This is a genomic window from Anaerocolumna sp. AGMB13025 (assembly GCF_029689925.1).
Lineage (GTDB): Bacteria > Bacillota > Clostridia > Lachnospirales > Lachnospiraceae > Anaerocolumna.
In genome coordinates, this window is sequence record NZ_CP121445.1 from 5,374,752 (window position 1) to 5,392,846 (window position 18,095).

At 29.1% G+C, this 18,095-nt stretch carries 14 protein-coding genes; 1 reads left to right on the forward strand and 13 read right to left on the reverse strand.

The genetic code is table 11. The features are described from left to right. Positions 1-25 precede the first annotated feature (25 nt). Entirely contained in the window at positions 26-967 is a 942-nt protein-coding gene (locus QA584_RS22230) for a GDP-mannose 4,6-dehydratase (RefSeq protein WP_278271297.1), read from the forward strand. Positions 968-1,105: 138 nt separating this feature from the next. Here QA584_RS22230 and QA584_RS22235 read toward each other — a convergent pair whose 3' ends face one another. The 13 genes from QA584_RS22235 to QA584_RS22295 form a co-directional block, all read right to left on the reverse strand. Beyond that, positions 1,106-1,516, reverse strand: a complete 411-nt coding sequence (locus tag QA584_RS22235; RefSeq protein WP_278271298.1) for a GtrA family protein — start codon at positions 1,514-1,516, stop codon at positions 1,106-1,108. Between the two features lie 62 nt (positions 1,517-1,578). Then, complete coding sequence (locus QA584_RS22240; RefSeq protein WP_278271299.1) at positions 1,579-2,532, reverse strand: glycosyltransferase family 2 protein; 954 nt, start codon at positions 2,530-2,532, stop codon at positions 1,579-1,581. Between the two features lie 43 nt (positions 2,533-2,575). Then, positions 2,576-3,751, reverse strand: coding sequence for a UDP-galactopyranose mutase (gene glf, locus QA584_RS22245; protein ID WP_278271300.1), 1,176 nt, complete (start codon positions 3,749-3,751; stop codon positions 2,576-2,578). A gap of 8 nt (positions 3,752-3,759) precedes the next feature. Continuing rightward, a complete protein-coding gene (locus tag QA584_RS22250; RefSeq protein WP_278271301.1) occupies positions 3,760-4,683 on the reverse strand; it encodes an NAD-dependent epimerase/dehydratase family protein in 924 nt (307 codons plus the stop codon). Between the two features lie 17 nt (positions 4,684-4,700). Next, entirely contained in the window at positions 4,701-5,780 is a 1,080-nt protein-coding gene (gene rfbG / locus QA584_RS22255; protein WP_278271302.1) for a CDP-glucose 4,6-dehydratase, read from the reverse strand. Continuing rightward, entirely contained in the window at positions 5,744-6,514 is a 771-nt protein-coding gene (rfbF, locus tag QA584_RS22260) for a glucose-1-phosphate cytidylyltransferase (RefSeq protein WP_278275223.1), read from the reverse strand. Before rfbF ends, rfbG begins: the two co-directional genes overlap by 37 nt. A gap of 260 nt (positions 6,515-6,774) precedes the next feature. Then, the gene (locus tag QA584_RS22265; RefSeq protein ID WP_278271303.1) at positions 6,775-8,934 is read right to left on the reverse strand and encodes a hypothetical protein; all 2,160 of its coding nucleotides are present in this window, start codon (positions 8,932-8,934) and stop codon (positions 6,775-6,777) included. A 39-nt stretch (positions 8,935-8,973) separates the two neighbouring features. Continuing rightward, on the reverse strand, positions 8,974-10,956 hold the full coding sequence (locus QA584_RS22270) for a hypothetical protein (RefSeq protein WP_278271304.1): 1,983 nt from the start codon (positions 10,954-10,956) through the stop codon (positions 8,974-8,976). Positions 10,957-10,983: 27 nt separating this feature from the next. Continuing rightward, positions 10,984-12,309 (reverse strand): glycosyltransferase, encoded by a 1,326-nt coding sequence (locus tag QA584_RS22275; protein WP_278271305.1) that lies wholly within the window; start codon positions 12,307-12,309, stop codon positions 10,984-10,986. Positions 12,310-12,323: 14 nt separating this feature from the next. After that, a complete protein-coding gene (locus tag QA584_RS22280) occupies positions 12,324-13,376 on the reverse strand; it encodes a glycosyltransferase family 4 protein (protein WP_278271306.1) in 1,053 nt (350 codons plus the stop codon). Positions 13,377-13,424: 48 nt separating this feature from the next. Beyond that, on the reverse strand, positions 13,425-15,992 hold the full coding sequence (locus QA584_RS22285) for a glycosyltransferase (protein WP_278271307.1): 2,568 nt from the start codon (positions 15,990-15,992) through the stop codon (positions 13,425-13,427). Positions 15,993-16,005: 13 nt separating this feature from the next. Next, positions 16,006-17,310, reverse strand: coding sequence for an ABC transporter ATP-binding protein (locus QA584_RS22290; RefSeq protein ID WP_278271308.1), 1,305 nt, complete (start codon positions 17,308-17,310; stop codon positions 16,006-16,008). 1 nt (position 17,311) lies between these two features. Beyond that, positions 17,312-18,088, reverse strand: a complete 777-nt coding sequence (locus tag QA584_RS22295) for an ABC transporter permease (protein WP_278271309.1) — start codon at positions 18,086-18,088, stop codon at positions 17,312-17,314. Positions 18,089-18,095: the final 7 nt, after the last annotated feature.

The window sequence follows — 18,095 nt, forward strand, 5'->3', positions numbered from 1 at the left end:
CATAAAACCAATATGGAGGTGTCTTATGAAAGCATTAATTATAGGAGGCGCCGGCTTCGTTGGATACTATCTGACTGACCATCTACTTAATGATTGTGGATGGTCAGTTGCAGTTACGAAGCTGGAAAATGAAATCATTGAACAAGATAATATCTCTATTTATGATTTAGATATATTAGATAAGAAAGCGATATTCGCAATATTAAATGAGGTACATCCAGATTATATTTTTCATTTAGCAGCTCAAAGCTCAGTATCACTTTCATGGAAAAATCCTGCCCTTACAATAGATGTAAATATTAAAGGCTGTGTAAATGTATTAGATGCTGTAAAGGAATTAGATTATAAACCACGAATTCTATTAATAGGTTCTGGTGAAGAATATGGCTATGTATTACCAGATGAAATACCTATTAATGAAAACAATCATGTCCGCCCTGGTAATATTTATGCTGCCACAAAAGCATGTCAAAACATGATTGGAAAGATTTATTCAGATGCTTACCAAATGGACATAATTATGGTTAGAGCTTTTAATCATATTGGTCCCAGACAATCCCCTATGTTTGTAGTTGCTGATTTTTGTAAACAGGTTGCTGAAATCGAAAAGGGATTGAGGGAACCAGTGATTAGAGTTGGCAATTTAGATGTTAAAAGAGATTTTACGGATGTTCGTGATGTAGTAAGGGCTTATTCTTTGTTAATTCAAAAGGGACATGCTAGCGAAACTTATAATGTTGGTTGCGGAAATGCAATTTCCATAAAAGAAATTCTTCAGAGAATACTTACACATACTAAAGTAAATATAAAAGTTGATGTTGATAGATACAAATTGAGACCTGTGGATATACCATTAATTGAGGCTGATATACGTAAATTACATGATTGTACTGCTTGGAATGGTATTATCAACCTTGACAGAACCATTTTAGATACACTAGAATATTGGCGATCCTTACTACTCTAATATATGTATTAGCCTGTTAATACAATATAAGCTAAATTATTAATTTTTTAGATTATATTGTATAGAAACGAGGCTTTTAAGGTTTTTTGAATTTCATAAAACTTACTATTACAAACATTGAAATTACATATTTTATTATTAAAATTGTTTTGTAACTATATTATTTTTTTTAAATGATATAAATTTATTTAATATGTATTGTATTAATGCAACTATAATAATCGATCCTAGCTTAACAATAAAAATATTAAACTGTAACCTTTCTCCTAAAGTAATAATAAAAGTAGATAGACCTAATCCAACCATACCTATTGAGAAAAATAATGTAAAGCGCTTTAGCATCCTATCTTTTGTTTTAAAATTAAAATTAATGTTGAGAATAAAACTAATAATTATACCGACAAAAACACTTATACAGTTAGACAATATACTTGGAAAAGATAACTTATAGACCATAATTGTAAAAAGTGTTGCATCAGTTCCTGAACTTATAATTCCAATTATACCATATAATATTATTTCACGAATTAACTTTATACTTATCTTCATGTTAGCTTATCCTTTTTAATTTAAAAGGTAAAAATAACTTTTTCGATATTTACCTTCTATAATTATTCATTTACTTCTATATTATCAAAATTTATTCTTTTTTCTTCAATTACTAGAGGTCTATCCATAATTCTTGTATTGATATTTAAGATATATTCTCCCAAAAAACCAATAAAAAACAGTTGAACCGAACCCAAGAGAAATACTCCAACTCCAATAGCCGCAACACCAGTTGGGAATGAATTCCAGTTGCAAATTTTCATAATAAATGTAACTATTGCTATAATTACACTAATCCCGGATAATACAAACCCTAATTTTGTTGCTAATCTCATAATGGATTTAGAATATGAAGTAATTCCTAACATTCCAAAATCATAAAGCACCTTAAAGTTAGCAGTAGTCTTTCCTCTTTCTCTCTTATTTTGAGAGTAATGCACTCTTGCCATTTTAAAACCTAACTCTGAAACAATGCCTCTTAAATAAGGCATGGGATCGTGTAAATCTCTTATTACATCCAAAAAATCTTTGTCAAGCAGTTCAAAATCGGAAAAATGTCTTATTTGCTCTACATCTGAAATTTTAGCCATAATTCTATAATAACAAGATCTTGCAAAGAACATAAATTTGCTTTCTTTGCTATTATCCTTTATCCCAATTACAACTTTAGCTCCTTTTTCCCACTCTTTTACAAACTCAACCATAACTTTGGGAGGATTTTGTAAATCTGCATGTAATAAAATTGCACAATCTCCTTGTGCTTGCCTTAACCCATAAAAATGTGAACGCATTTGACCAAAATTTCTTGCATTAAATATTGCTTTAACATGCCTGTCTTTTTTACAAAGTTGTTCAATCAATAGTCTAGTATTATCAGGTGAATCATTATCTATAAACATAATTTCATAATTATAATTTATTAATTCTTCAGTCATTACTTTTGTAACTTCTTCATAAGCAGGCACTATATTTGCCTCTTCTTTATAAGTTGGAATTACTATAGTTATTGTTTTCATTATCATATATCCTTTCGATATTTTTATCTGTTAGCACTTTACATTAATCAGAGATATACTTTATAATAGATTGATATACTAAAAAAGCTCTTTCTATAGCATTATCCATATTATAGTATTTATAATCCGCTAATCTACCACACAAAAATAAGCTTTTAATATCTTTTAAATGATTTAAATATTCACTATAAAGGTTAAAATTACTATCATTTATAATAGGATAATAGGGTTCAATTTCTAAATCACTATCATATTTATATTGTAAAGGATACTCATATGCAATTGTAGTTTTACCATGACCATCTTGATGGGGAAGTTTTGTATATTCAGTAACTCTAGTATAATCTGGCACCTGAGGATAAGCAACAACAGGAGCATTTTGAAAGCTGTCCAGGTCCTTTGTTTCATATTTAAAATATAGTGAACGATACGGGAGTTTACCGTACTTATAAGCAAGCAATTCATCAATGGCACCAGTAAACACCACCGGAACTTTAGTTTCTATTGAGTTAATATAGACTTTTCCTTTTTTATCATCTATCTGTATTTCTTTTAAAGCATCTATATTGGTTTTGACCGTAATATTCTCATGGTTCAATAAATTTTCAAAAAAATTAGTATACCCTTTTTTAGGAAAGCATTCATACTTGTCATCAAAATATCTATCTTCATAATTAAAACGAACCGGAACCCTCTTTAATACACTAATATCAATCTTGCTAGGCTCTATTCCCCATTGCTTTGCAGTGTATAGACTATAATCTTTTTCAAAAAGCATGTTAGCGTACTGTTTAACAATAGGATTTTTAGATTCTAACATTTCAACTATTGTAGCTTTATCTCGATTAGGGTATTCTTCTAAAATATTCTGTTTTAATTTTCTTGCATATTCCTCTGGATAAAAGGTATCTATTGTTTTAAAATTAAAAGGTGAAGGAGTATATACTCCATCCATAAAAACTTCGCAATTTAATCTATAATCTTTCCATGCTCCATATCGAGTAATGAATGCATAAACTTCATCACTATTTGTATGAAATATATGAGGTCCATATTTTTGTATCAGTATTCCATATTCATTAAATTCGTCATAAGCGTTTCCGGCTATATGGTTTCTTTTCTCAAGGATTAATACTTTTTTGTTGGATTCTTCCGCCAACTTTCTTGCTATAACACTACCGCAGAAACCAGCACCTACAATAATACAATCGTACATCATATATAACCTCATTCTTCTGTATATTTTTGCTTGAAATACTCTATGGTTTTTGATATCCCTCTTTCAAATGAATATTTAGGAATATATCCTGTATCACTTTTTAACTTTGATATGTCAACAACAGAATTATCAATTTGTTTGGTTTTATATGGTAAATCTCCAATTCCTATTGGTAGATTCTTATCAATTAAATTCCTAATGACTTTAACATAATGATATAGTTGAAAATTTTCGCCGCTTCCAATTGGATAAATCATTTGATTTTTTCCAGCTTCTCCAACACTATATAAAGCTTCCAATAAATCATCAATATATATATAATCCCATCTCTGCTCAAGTCTCGTAAAACTTGGACGTTCTTTCTTCAAAAACGACTTAATTGAATATGTAATCAAATTATTATCTTCCCTACCCGGACCATATATACTAGAAATTAAAACCCAAATAAAATTAAGATTGTTTAGTCTGGCGTAAATATCACAAACGTAATGTGTTGCAACCTTTGTAGCACTATAAAAATCAGCTGGACTAGGTATATCTATTCCGCTCACTGCTTCCTTATTATATGCATATTCTGAAACAGATCCAGTAAAAATAATCTTTTTAATACCTATTTCCCGAGCTAGTTTTAATATATTTAAGCTATATTCTATATTCTTTAACTGTATTTCTTCATCGTTTTTGAGTGTAGAACTAACTCCTACCCAAGCTAAATGATAAAGTACATCGATATTTAAAGGCAACTCTTTTTGTATTTCTTGAACATTTTTTAAGTCGAATATCATAATTTTTACATTATCCAAGTCTTTTATAGATTCATAATTCGTATCCTTCTGAACTAATGCATATACCTTTTTACCTCTATCAGAAAATAACTTAGTTAAATGACTTCCGACAAACCCATTAGCTCCTGTAATAAGTATACTTTTCATCTTTTGTGCCCCTTTATCTATTTCATAAATTCTATAATTTGCTTGTCCATCAATTCTGGTATATTCTCTCCCTTTTGATATGCCTTAGACCATTCCACTGTTTTTTCAATTGCTAATTCAACGCTCCATCTCGGATTCCAATTAAATATATTTTTTATTTTTGAGCAATCCAACTTAAGAAAATTAGCTTCATGTGGTCCATCTAATGATATATTTGCCCATTCTTGATTTTCACCCCATTTTGAGCAAAATAGATCTACCAATGTCCCAGTTGTTATACAATCAATATCATCCGGTCCTACATTATAAAAATCTGCAATATCAGGATTCTCATATTGCTTCATAGCAATCAATAAATACGCATATAAAGGCTCCAATACATGCTGATAAGGTCTCGTAGAATGTGGATTTCTTACAATAATAGTTTCATGTTTAAAAGCCGCTCTTACGCAATCCGGTATAATTCTATCATTTGCAAAATCGCCACCTCCAATTACATTACCTGCTCTAGCTGTAGAAATTGCTACTTTACTATCCGCAAAAAAAGACTTTTTATAACTATGTGTTACAAGTTCTGAACATGATTTACTGTTTGAATATGGATCAAAACCATCCAATGGATCATTTTCTCTATATCCCCATTCCCATTCCTTGTTTTCATATACTTTATCTGTTGTAACATTAAGAAAAGATTTTATAAAATTAGTTGTTCTAATACATTCCAAAACATTTACAGTCCCCATTACATTAGTTTCATATGTATATAGCGGATCTATATAACTTTCACGCACTATTGGCTGAGCTGCAAGATGAAAAACAATCTCAGGCTGAGCATTATCAATTGCTTTTTTTAGTGAGGATAAATCTCTGATATCCCCAATAACAGATGTAATCTTTTCTTTTACCTTACTTATAGAGAATAAATCTGGTACTGTGTTAGGATTTAAAGAGTATCCTGTTACTTCCGCACCTAAATTCACTAACATTTTTGTCAACCATGTTCCCTTAAACCCAGTATGACCTGTGATAAATACTTTCTTACCTTTATAAAAATCCAACATTACCAAATCCTCCAAGGTGCTTTGCCACTCTCCCATAGTTGTTCTAACTGCTGCTTGTCACGTTGAGTATCCATACATTGCCAAAACCCTCTGTGTTTATACGCCATTAATTGTCCTTCGCTAGCAATTGTCTCTAGTGGCTCTTTTTCTAATATAGTGCTATCATCTTTAATATAATTGAAAATCTGAGGTTCTAATACCATAAATCCAGCATTAATATATCCACTGTCCTGTTTGCTTTTTTCCCGAAATGCATTAATTTGATTGTTGTTAATATCCAATACACCAAACCGACCATCAGGTTGAATTGCTGTCATGGTAGCTATCTTGCCATGAGACTTGTGAAATTCAACCAGCTTTTGTATATCTACATCACTTACTCCATCTCCATATGTAAGCATAAAAGGCTCTTCGCCTATATACTTTTGAATACGTTTAATACGACCTCCTGTCATTGTATTGAGCCCAGTATCAACAAGTGTTACCTTCCAGGGCTCAGCGAAATTATCATGTATCTCAAGTCTATTACCATCGGCAAAATCAAAAGTAATATCACTTCTATGAAAATAGTAATCTGCAAAATATTGTTTAATAACATAAGCCTTATAACCACAGCAGATTACAAAATCGTTATAACCATAAGCTGAATACGATTTCATTATATGCCATAATATTGGCATATCGCCAACCTCAATCATTGGCTTGGGTTTTAAATGACTCTCTTCGCTAATTCGTGTTCCAAATCCTCCTGCTAACAATACAACTTTCATCTTACGTTTATATGGAATATATAATTTAAACTCCCATACTCTCCTTTCAATCATACTCTAATAATATAATATCTTACAATTTTATGTCACTAATGACAATAAAATGCTGATCCCATGGTATTTACCCGTTTATAAATTTTAATTATTATAAAAATTAAACAGTTAGAAAATTACGGTTATTTAACAAAGAACCAATTATAACTATCATAAGAAAACCATCACTTTGAGATCAAAAATAAATTTTCATATTAAATACTCTTTTATTTTATTATAATATCATAAAAAATATTTTTTTTATAATTTATACTATTGTAATTAAATGCATTATCTCCGTTCAAGTCCGCATCTTGAAAGAAATCAACTGACAATTTATATTTTCCCTTTTCCATTGGTTTTGGTATAGGTACCACGAATGTCTTTTCCTGTCCCGGAAAAATTGTCGACAATGTATATACATAACTATATGAGTAGGTAATTATTTCGCCTTCTTCTGTAAGAAGAGAAATTACTATACCAGTCCGCAACGCTGGTTGTTCCAATTGCCCTGCTAATATAGTTGTATTACTAATATTTTTCACTTTAATATCGGCCAATATTTTCGTATTGTTTTCACTATATTTTTTAGCATAATTGTCCCAACTAATTTCCAGTTTCAAATTATTCGGGTCCAGTGGTTGTCTATTGTTAGGAAAAACCATATTGTCATCAAATTCAATTACGTATATTTTATCATCAAGTTTAATATCACTCAATTTGTTATTCAGATAACTTATGTCTTTAGAGTGAATAACCGATAAAAATTTAGCTATAGAACTTTTAGTTAAAGTGACTTTTGAAATATACGTAATTCCATCTTTTTGTTTGGTAGTTATGATTGGTAGATTTTTATCCTCAATTTTTTCCATCTTGCTTAATTTTTTAAAAAATAAATCTTCAGATGGATTTTCTACTACATATTGTTTTAAAAACCAAATGTCAGAATCATAACTTTTATCTCTAAGAGTATAATACGGATCAAAGGGAACCCGTACGGTACCCATTTGATATATTTGACTTACCAAATTAGTTAAATCAATTAATGGAGATATACCTGCTATCGATAACAATATGATAAGACCATAAATACCAAATGTTATTTTATCTGTTTTAACTTTTTTACAGATAAATTCAATTACCAAAATCATAATATAAAAACATCCAGGTATTGTAGTTCTTGCAGTAAAATCCATTGTACCATCTAAAGAAATAAAGAAAAATACAACCATCGATATATTTGCAGCATATAGCAAAATATCCTTTTTATATTCATGTATAATGCAAAATGTATATAAGCCAAATTCAAGCAGAAATACAATTATAACAACAAGTATACTCCTTTTAATGCCATATGTCGCTACAATATTTTTTATTGTAATAATATTGCTAGCACCATGATAAAATAAATAATAAATTGGTAAGAATATTAGTGTGCTGATACAATTAGGAATTGAAAATAATTCTTTCACATTAATTTTCTTTGTTAATGCTAATTTAATTACATATATTATCATAAGTGTGGCTAAACCAATTAAAGGAAATGGTGATGAAATAAGGATAGAAAATCCGAGTAATGCATAAATTGAATAATTTTCCTTAAGGTTAACAAACAAACAAGTTGCTATGAAGGCGGGTATTGTTTGGTTAAAAACATACATTAATTGTATTAAATTACCATTAATCACTGCAGCTTCTTTAAAATAATGGTCTATATGATGATTTACAAAATCATTCATTGTACCTACTTGCAAAAGCTGCCTAAATATATATCCTATAATATCTAGCCCACCAAATACTGTGAAAATACTTACTATTATAATAATTATTTTTTTATTTATCGTTTTAATGGGTGCATTTTTAGATATAAACGACATAATTAGAAGTAATACTAATAAAATATTAAACACACTATATAAAAACAATGCAATATTGGCAATTTCCCAACCAATATAATTACCGAAAATTAATATTCCTAATTTGCCTGCAATTGCAGGTAATAGCCAATATCCAAAATAATAAACTAATGCATTGTTTGTTTCGCTGTAAACTACAGGCCATTTCTGTTCTACAATATCTCTAAAAATAGGGTTTCTAGCTATATGATCATAAGTTTGCGAAAAAAAACCTCCTATACCAGATAAAAAAACAATTAAAGTTACTAAAACAGTTAATAATATTATAGCACTTATTTCTATGTCAATACAATCATTTTGAAGAACTGTATTGCAAATTACATTACTAGCCTTTATAAAACATATTCCAATACCCAAACAACATATAATAGCATAGATAGGGCTTAGCCAGCCTATAAAAAAAATTATATTTACTAGTACTAAAAAAAACAATGAAATTATGTATAGTCTTTTCTTTTTTATATGAATCATCTTACTTATTACCTTTCATAATCCTAATAAATAATAATTTCAACCCAAATATTCTAATTGAATACTTAAATCTCTGTTGTCCTGACTCACTCCTGCTTTGTATGGATTATATACTCCATTTGTAATTATTTTAATTTCATAATATTGATCATCCGCTTTTTTAATTTTATTTTTATCAATATGAATATTATAGCTACCTATTTTATTAATTGGAATACTTTCGACTAAAATGTCATTAACATAAAAATCAATCTTTAATGATTCATTGCTTAATCTATTCAAATCTATTGGTATATTAAATTTGGAATTCAAACCATGCATTTCAATTTTTTTACTTACTAGACATATCAAAGCATTTGAAGATAACCAATTAAAGGAACCTTCATTTCCATAAACTCCTTTTGTGAATTTTTGAATATCCTGATCTCCACTTGCAATAAATTCTTCTGGGGCATTATAAACCTTAGTTTTAAGTTCAATGTTTTTTCCGATATTTATATAATTCCATTTATTATAGTCATTAATATCATTTAATTCTTTCTTGATTTCTTTTAAGTCAGATTCACTACCTTTTATACAATCTAATAAATTAGTGGTAGTATTAGGACTTAGTAAAATTTTTCTGATAAATCCATCCTTATCAGTATAAATAACTGGCTCTGTTGTCTCTTCCCAGTATCCACCATCTATATGATTTGTTCTTGAAATAAACGTGTATCTATATGGATTATAAAGAGAGGGGAAATTATCAAGTATTTTAGATGCAATAGGAGAAAAATATCGGTAATCCATTCCCGTCTCTGATTTTCTTATATAAACAACAATAGTAGTAGTTAAAATACTAGAACATAGTAATAAACTATATAAATATTTTTTCACTGATTTACCAGATATTATTCGTGTGGCTTGAGTAGTTAAAAAGAATATCATTATTGGAAAAGTCCACGCATTATATCTTGCTATTCCCGTCATTCCACAGTTTATATGCCAAGTGCTAGAATATGTTAATACAGTAAGCAAAAAGGCTAAAATAAACATTAGTGACATTCTATCCTTCTTAAAAATTCCATATATTGCAATAACAAAAAATAAAAATAATGCAATTGTGAAATAAGGTAAAAATCCCAAATTCAAATCAAAGATATACGTTAAAAATCTTTCAAATATAAGGTCAGTCCTCGCTAAACCGAGTACATTCTGCAAATTAAACATTTTAAAATGAATGTAATTATATATAAATGTTGTTAATGATGGCAGAAAACAGATTATTAGAATTATGATATCTTTTATATTTTTTAGCAAAACATTAATAATGTTTTTTTCACCTTTTTGTATTGATTCAGTATACATTTTAGTAAAATAGTCTAATATAATCACTGCTCCATATGCCATAATAGCTGGGTTTAATGTACCCGCCAACGAAACAAATAATCCAGCTAATTTATGATTACTATTTGTAAAATATACTAATGATATAACAACTAATGAAAAGATAAAAATTTCAGCAGAAGGCCAAAAATAATAAAGCACTGTTGGTGTACTTACTAATAATAAGATTGTAAAAAAAACATTCTTTCGACTCACTTTTAATTTAAAAAATACTACCAAAAGTGAAAGAACGTACCAAAATATATTTGTTATTGCGAATGCATACGATTGACTTAATCCCAATGTTTTTAGTAATATTTTCATAGGAATACAAGTTATCGAATAAGTACCCATGTACCATGGATATACTTCCCCTTTAACAATACTAAAATAATCTGGCATACCGTTATCCCATGAGGCCCTTATATATGCATAATGCTCTGGAAAATCTTTTTTTGCTTGTTCAACATCTTTTTCTGTCATTCTTAAAGAAAACCTATTTTCCAATGATATAGTAGACAACATATAATCATCGCTTTCACCAGTTGGAGCTGTTGGTGTCAATGTTGCTAATAACATAAAAACAATAAAAAAAATAATTATTATTGTTCTAGAAGCCAAATCCCAATTTATTCTTTTCAAATTTATATTCATCGTTTTCTCCTTATCTGTAAACGATTATTAATATCTTTCAATAATTTTATTAATTTTTCTCACATTAATCAAGTAGTCAATATAATGTTCTTCTACAATATTTAGTTCAAATAGCTTGTCAATAAAATAATCTATTCCTCTTTCAATAAAACTGTTATTACATACATTCTGATAGAATTCAAAATATTTGCATGCATTCATTTCCAAATTGCAATACTTATTAGCATACTCAAAAGCACTTTTATTTCGCTGCTTCATTATTGAACTATTATTTGTTAGTTCACATAATGCATTGTAGATATCTGTTATTTCATCGCAATCACACCGAACTTTTAAAACAATTTCATCTGGATATTCATCAAAGCTACCTATATTTGAGACGATAACAGCTTTCCCCATCCCTAACATGCGATGCAAACTAGCTGAAGATTCGCCATGTGTAGGATACCTTAAATTAATACATATATCGCACGCACTCATATAAGTTTTAAAATCTTCTAACTCAGTAAACCCAGTAACAGTTACATTATCTTGAATTGATAACTCTTGGATTTTACTTTCAACATCAATACCATCCACTTTACCAACTATGAAGTAATGAAAATCTTTAGTTACTTTTTTATAAAACATACCTAATGCTTCTAGCGTTTCAATTATTCTTTTTGCCCTAGTTGCATAGCCAAACGATCCAAATACATAAGTTTTACCGTCTATATTCAATTTTTTCTTAGCTTCAATTTTATTCACTTCATAATCTGCTAAAATATCCGGCGTGTGCAGAGGTATATTAATTACCGGAACCTCAGGTCTTATACCTTTTACCATTTGTTTAGCCATATCTGAATGAACAATAACACCTTTTGCACGATCTATTAAGTGTTTATTCACAGTTAATTCCAAGGAATGAGTTTCCCATGGAGCTTTTGCTTGTCCAGCTATAAATTTCTGAACTATTTTTACGCCTTTTTCTCCATGACTATAACGAACACCTTCTACATAAGCTTGAACATCATTTCGTACATATGTATCTCCTGCAAGATAATTATGCAGTGAAAAATCATGCAGCTCTAAAATACCAGGAAACTGCATAAATGTTTCAGCAATACATTTATGATATTCTACATTATTACCCATATGATATACGATTGTATCATATTTAGAGCGAATACTATCTTTATATAATTCTTCAATATTATAAAAAGCAAAATTATCAAGAATTTCTTGTTTACTCGGTTGCACATTATAAAATAAATCTATATCAGCAAATTTCTTTAATTCCATAAGTAATTCTTCATTAAAATCTGATATGCCTGATTTTATAGGATTAAATGGTGAACAATATGCAATACGCATACTTATCCCTCCCCTTATCTGATTGTTTGAGTTAATCTATCTATTACATTATCCCAACTAATGTCTTTAACATTATTATATCCATATTCCCCCATATCTTTACATTTATTTTTATTATTATACATAATATTAATTTTTTCACCTATTTCTATTTCATTTGAATTAACGATATAAGCACTCAACTCATCCTCCACAAATTCTAAGACTCCACCGGAATCATTACATGTAATTAAAGGTTTTTTAGATAATAAAGCTTCTAGTGTAATATATCCATAGTCCTCATCAACAGGAGCAAAGTAGACTGCGAATGCATTGGCATACAATTTCAGTAAATCAGTATCGTTTACAAAACCCAAAAACTTAACTCTATCTTCAACTTGTAAATCATAAGCTAGCTTTTGTAACTTATCTAATTCAGGACCTTTACCAGCTATATAAGCTTGTACAGATTTATCGCTATAAGTTAATGATTTTATTAACAAGTCAACCCTTTTTTTCATATCAAGACGCCCAATTGATAATATATAATTACCATAACTTTCATTGTTATATTTTCCCATATGCATTGGTGGATGATATAAAGGAATTGAATCAATATTATTATACTTTTTTAATCTATTAGTAACATTTTTAGATATAGAATATATTTCTTTTGATTCTGGTATAAGTTTATTATCTAAATCTATTATTTTGCTGCGGGTTTTAGCGCCTTCTGGTATTGTATTTAGACCAGCGTAATCTTTATTATCACATAAATCATAAGCTTCACGAAACTGATGAACCAACCATAATATTTTGTTTTCATGGTTTACTGCATATGTAGGGAATTTAGTACCAATTACTAAATCAATTCTATTACCATTTGTTTCTGATAAGTCTATCATCCTCCAAGCAAGTACACTATCTATTAATGAATTATTGGGATACCATTTAAATGGTATCGAAACAAGTTCCGCATCAAAATTGCGTTCATTAAGTTCTCTGGTCAAATTTTCCACTAACAATTCAGCACCACCACGAACAAAAGGAACTTGTGCATGTAAGACGCAAATTTTCTTTTTTTTCATATAGAATCTCCCTATATTAAATATAATATCGAAATTATTACATTGTAATTATTTCTTAACTGCTGCAACTGTCCAGGATACTGGATCATTTTCTATCGTTTTTACCCCAATAGGAATTAGATATATTGCTTCAAAATTATTTTCATTTAATTCTTGTATTATACTTTTTTCAGTCCAGAAAACATCATAGATATTAAAGTCATCCCAATTACCTTGTTCTCTATTTTTCATAGCATATTTTATATTGGGTGCATCAAAAATAAGGATACCATTTTTATTTAGATTATTCCATAACCTTTTATATAATATTTTACGTTGCTTATAATCAAAATGTCTAATATATCGAAATGTTGTGATGACATCATATTGATTCGCTATATCATCTGTAAAATAATCACATATCTCAGTTTTTAGTTCCCCAATTTTTCCATAACGTTCCTTTACAATATCTAGCATTGCCATTGAGCTATCTATGGAGGTACATTCACCATATTTTATAATTTCCTGTACTATCCTTCCATCTCCTGAAGCTATATCTAATATTTTCAAATGATTATCATGAAATTTTGCTTTAATTAATAAACCTATAGAAGCACGCTCAAAAGCATCAAAATAGTTAGTAGGATATTGTAAAAATCTATCGTCATTATAATTATTTGCAACATCTTTATTTTGATAATATTCTTTAATAGCTGAATGACCTTTAACAAGATATTTATCCTTTTTTACTAAATGATAGTTCCATTCATCTAGTGTCACAAAATTTTTAGGATAATAGTCCATAAGTGTATTTTCAATGATTGAAACAATTTGTCTAGAATCTAAAATTTCTTTTAGCCTCTTAACTTTATTATGCCCAATATAATTATTGTAATTTGATATCAAAGTATTTATCCCTGAGACTATATTCATACTTGTTGGCTCACAAATTACTCCCATATCAAACCTATTGACAAGTTCAGAAATCCCAGCAACATTTGTACACACAACTGGAATATTATTTAACATCGCCTCTACTCCGGATAAAGAACAGGCATGATTATAATCAACAGTTCGATATGGTACTATAATGCAGTCAATTTCTTGATAAAATAACTCCATATTATATTTTCCTATATAAATCTCACAATTATTGAGTTCTTCAAAAGCAGCAGAAACTTGAAGCAATTCATTTCTCCATAAAATTTTAAAGGTTACATCCGGTAATTTTCTCATAACTTCTAATAATAAATTCATTCCCCTATCATCAAACTGCTTTTCCTCCATGGGAGATGAGGCAAAACCTACCACAAATGAACCTTGATGAATCTTTTTTCTCTCTTTATATGTAACTCTATTTGAATCAATTACAGGATAGGATAAAATAACATTTCTAAAACCATTTTCAAACATTACGTCATATGCATTTTGTGATTCAACAAGATATTGATGTACTCCAAAATCGTTACAATGCCTCAATTCTTCAATAATTCCTTCATCGAGCCCCTGTAGCGGATTTTGTCCAGTTAATTTTATAAGCGTGTGATTTTTTATTAGTACACCATCATAATTAAAAATAATATAGGGTGTACTTTCAATCAAAATTATTAACGAAGGTGCTAATTCACCCATGCATTTATTTATATTCTTCTTATCTACATAAATAATATGATCAGAATAATTAGGTTCTTCTGCAACATGTTCCAAAGACAAAATTTTAACATCATATTTACTTTCTCTTGACAATAATTGAAACAAATCATATGCTTCATTCTTTATAGCTTCAATTCCACTTTCTTCTCGAAAACGTAAACAATAAATAATTATTAAATCTTTCTTTAACATTGCACGTTTTGCTAACTTTTTTTGCATTGTTTCAATATAATATTCTGTAGCATTCCTTAGTTTATCAGTAACATCTTCATTGGTAGCTTTTTCTAGCTGCTGCACTCTATCCTGTAATTCAAAATCAATAATTCCATCAATAATAATGTTTCGTTTATCAAGTACTTCAAACCTAGAACCTGGTGATACTTGACTTTGAAAATAATCTAAAGATTTTTTATTGTAATCTATTTGAGTCAATAATTTAAATGCAACTTCCTCAATTTCGTCATGCAATTTATGATCATTATTCTCTATTTGATACTCGAGTTCTTGTGTTATCGACTTTATCTTGTTGAATAGATTCTGATTATTCTCATCTTGTTTTATCTGCATATTTTTTTCTAAGTTATCACATTTATTAATTAATTGATTAATAGTCTGTTCTTGCTTAGTAATAATATCCTTCAGAATTGTAAGTGAATTTACCGTTTTACCGTTAAAGTGGCTTTGACGATCAATCATTGGGAATAAAAACCACCCATAAAAGATTCTTACTAATTTACGTAATAATTTTTTTATAAATATCGTAATTTTTTTACCCGACAATATCCAATATGCATTTTGATAAGAATGATCATTTGCTTCTCTAATGTTCTCATTAAGTATATAATAAAGTCTGTCACTGTCTTTACTTTTTTTTTCATTATCTGAGCGAAAGTACATGTCATTATCATCATTTAGACCCATATTTTTTATTGCCATTTTTCGGATATTTATTTTTCTTTTTATTTCTTTCTCCAAATTATCCATAATAATCTCCCATTTATTCTATATCAACGTCTGACTTAAACTCCCAATAATGATCTAAATGAACAATTCCTTCCTCATAAATGGAGTTATATATAACAAACTGTGCCGCATGACTTATATAATCATATGCGAACATTTCTTGAGACCGTATTGCTATATCTAATATATATTCCCCCGCAATCAAATTAAATTTTTCGAAATGGCAATAAAAAAATCCTTGTTCATATAACTGAACCTTTACATGTTCATTCTGAGTATTAGTTCCAAAACTATTGATATTATCATTTCGATATAATTTTAACCCAATGATAGGTTGATCAAGATAATGTGGTTTTGCTTTATAGCTTATCCTTAAAGTGACTGGTTCGCCAGTTTTAAATCGTGTATCTGATTTACCATCCTTATGTAGCAATTCAACCTGTACGATTTTAGCAATTTGATCCTTATTTATCGAATCGACAATATCATCGTTTTTTGCTACACTCGTTATGAGTTGTTCTTTTTGATCATTCATTGCATTATTCGATTGAATACCATCATTTTTAACTTCTAAATCAACTGTTTTTTGAAATCCCTTATTTTGTTCTCCCATATAATCTAGATATTGATAAACAATGTCGCTAGGGGATCCTTCTTTATATATCTCACCTTTATTAATCCAAATACATCGATTGCAAATTTGTTCAATTTGTGTCATGGAATGCGAAACTATAACAATTGTAGTTCCTCTGCTTTTTATTTCCCTTAGTTTGTTTAAACATTTTGCCTGAAAATTGGCATCACCAACTGCTAATATTTCATCAATCAGAAGGACATCCGCGTCCACATTAATAGCAATAGAAAAAGCTAAACGCATATACATTCCTGAAGAGTATGTTCTAACTGGGTTATCTAAGAATTCTTCTAGCTCTGAAAACTCAATTATATCATTAATACGAGAATCAATTTCCTTTCTTGTCAATCCAAATATTGAAGCATTAGTGTATATATTCTCCCTACCGCTCATATCTGGATGAAAACCTGCTCCTAATTCAATTAAGCTGGAAACCCTGCCTTTAATTTCAATCGTACCATCATCCGGATACATTATTCTAGTAAGAAGCTTTAAAGTAGTACTTTTTCCACAACCATTATGACCAATTATGCCAATCGCTTCTCCCTTTTTAACCTCAAAACTTATACCATTTAACACCCATCTAACTTCATATCGATTTCTATTTTTAAAAAGTACTTTTTCTTTTAAGCTACTTCCTTTATCAAAATAGACTTTAAACTTTTTTTTAACATTTTTAACTTCAACTGCATTCTCATTTTTCATATTATAGTTCCTCCGCAAAATGCCTTTTTAATTTCGAAAACAAAAAACATCCCAAAATCAAAACAAAAAGACCCAGTAAAAATGCATGTACTAAAGTACCTAGTTGAGGCGAATGTTTATAATACAGTATATCACGATATGCAATTATAATTGGATTCATTGGATTCAAGTTATAGAAAGGCATTATTTCTTTTGGAACTTGTTCTACCGAATAAACTATAGGTGTCATATACATCCAAGCCATGCTTACGATACTCAAAATGTATTCCAAGTCTCTGAAATAAACTGTTAATGCAGACATAAGCATAGTAGTCCCTAACGCAAGAACAAATTCCACTGAAATTATTATCGGCAAATATAAGACAGCTATAACATTAATTCCAGTCCCTGAAATAATAATAACTATAAAAATAACTATAAATGTAAGTAACATATTAATTAATTGACTTATTACATATGAAAGTGGTAATACTTCACGAGGAAAATATATCTTCTTTACCATATCTTGTTGAGCCCATATACAACTTGCTCCTCCAGTCAAACAAGTACTAAAAAAAAGCCAGGGAACAAGAGCAACAAAAAGAAACAAGTAAAATTTATCTATGTCAGTTTTTATAATTACAGAAAATACGAGAGTATAAACTATCAACTGTAGCAACGGATTTATGAAAGTCCATAGAAATCCCAATGCTGACCCCTTGTATCGTCCTCGTAAATCCCTTTTTACAAGGCTAAATATCATTTGCCTATATCCATATAATTCTTTAATTGTATTCATAAAATTA

Excerpts from the sequence above, each read along its gene's own strand:
- QA584_RS22265 (WP_278271303.1), bottom strand. The coding sequence starts at position 8,934 with ATGATTCATATAAAAAAGAAAAGACTATACATAATTTCATTGTTTTTT.
- QA584_RS22240 (WP_278271299.1), bottom strand. The coding sequence starts at position 2,532 with ATGAAAACAATAACTATAGTAATTCCAACTTATAAAGAAGAGGCAAAT.
- QA584_RS22235 (WP_278271298.1), bottom strand. The coding sequence starts at position 1,516 with ATGAAGATAAGTATAAAGTTAATTCGTGAAATAATATTATATGGTATA.
- QA584_RS22280 (WP_278271306.1), bottom strand. The coding sequence starts at position 13,376 with ATGAAAAAAAAGAAAATTTGCGTCTTACATGCACAAGTTCCTTTTGTT.
- rfbG (WP_278271302.1), bottom strand. The coding sequence starts at position 5,780 with ATGGGAGAGTGGCAAAGCACCTTGGAGGATTTGGTAATGTTGGATTTT.
- QA584_RS22295 (WP_278271309.1), bottom strand. The coding sequence starts at position 18,088 with ATGAATACAATTAAAGAATTATATGGATATAGGCAAATGATATTTAGC.
- QA584_RS22290 (WP_278271308.1), bottom strand. The coding sequence starts at position 17,310 with ATGAAAAATGAGAATGCAGTTGAAGTTAAAAATGTTAAAAAAAAGTTT.
- QA584_RS22285 (WP_278271307.1), bottom strand. The coding sequence starts at position 15,992 with ATGGATAATTTGGAGAAAGAAATAAAAAGAAAAATAAATATCCGAAAA.
- glf (WP_278271300.1), bottom strand. The coding sequence starts at position 3,751 with ATGATGTACGATTGTATTATTGTAGGTGCTGGTTTCTGCGGTAGTGTT.
- QA584_RS22270 (WP_278271304.1), bottom strand. The coding sequence starts at position 10,956 with ATGAATATAAATTTGAAAAGAATAAATTGGGATTTGGCTTCTAGAACA.
- rfbF (WP_278275223.1), bottom strand. The coding sequence starts at position 6,514 with ATGAAAGTTGTATTGTTAGCAGGAGGATTTGGAACACGAATTAGCGAA.
- QA584_RS22230 (WP_278271297.1), top strand. The coding sequence starts at position 26 with ATGAAAGCATTAATTATAGGAGGCGCCGGCTTCGTTGGATACTATCTG.
- QA584_RS22275 (WP_278271305.1), bottom strand. The coding sequence starts at position 12,309 with ATGCGTATTGCATATTGTTCACCATTTAATCCTATAAAATCAGGCATA.
- QA584_RS22250 (WP_278271301.1), bottom strand. The coding sequence starts at position 4,683 with ATGAAAAGTATACTTATTACAGGAGCTAATGGGTTTGTCGGAAGTCAT.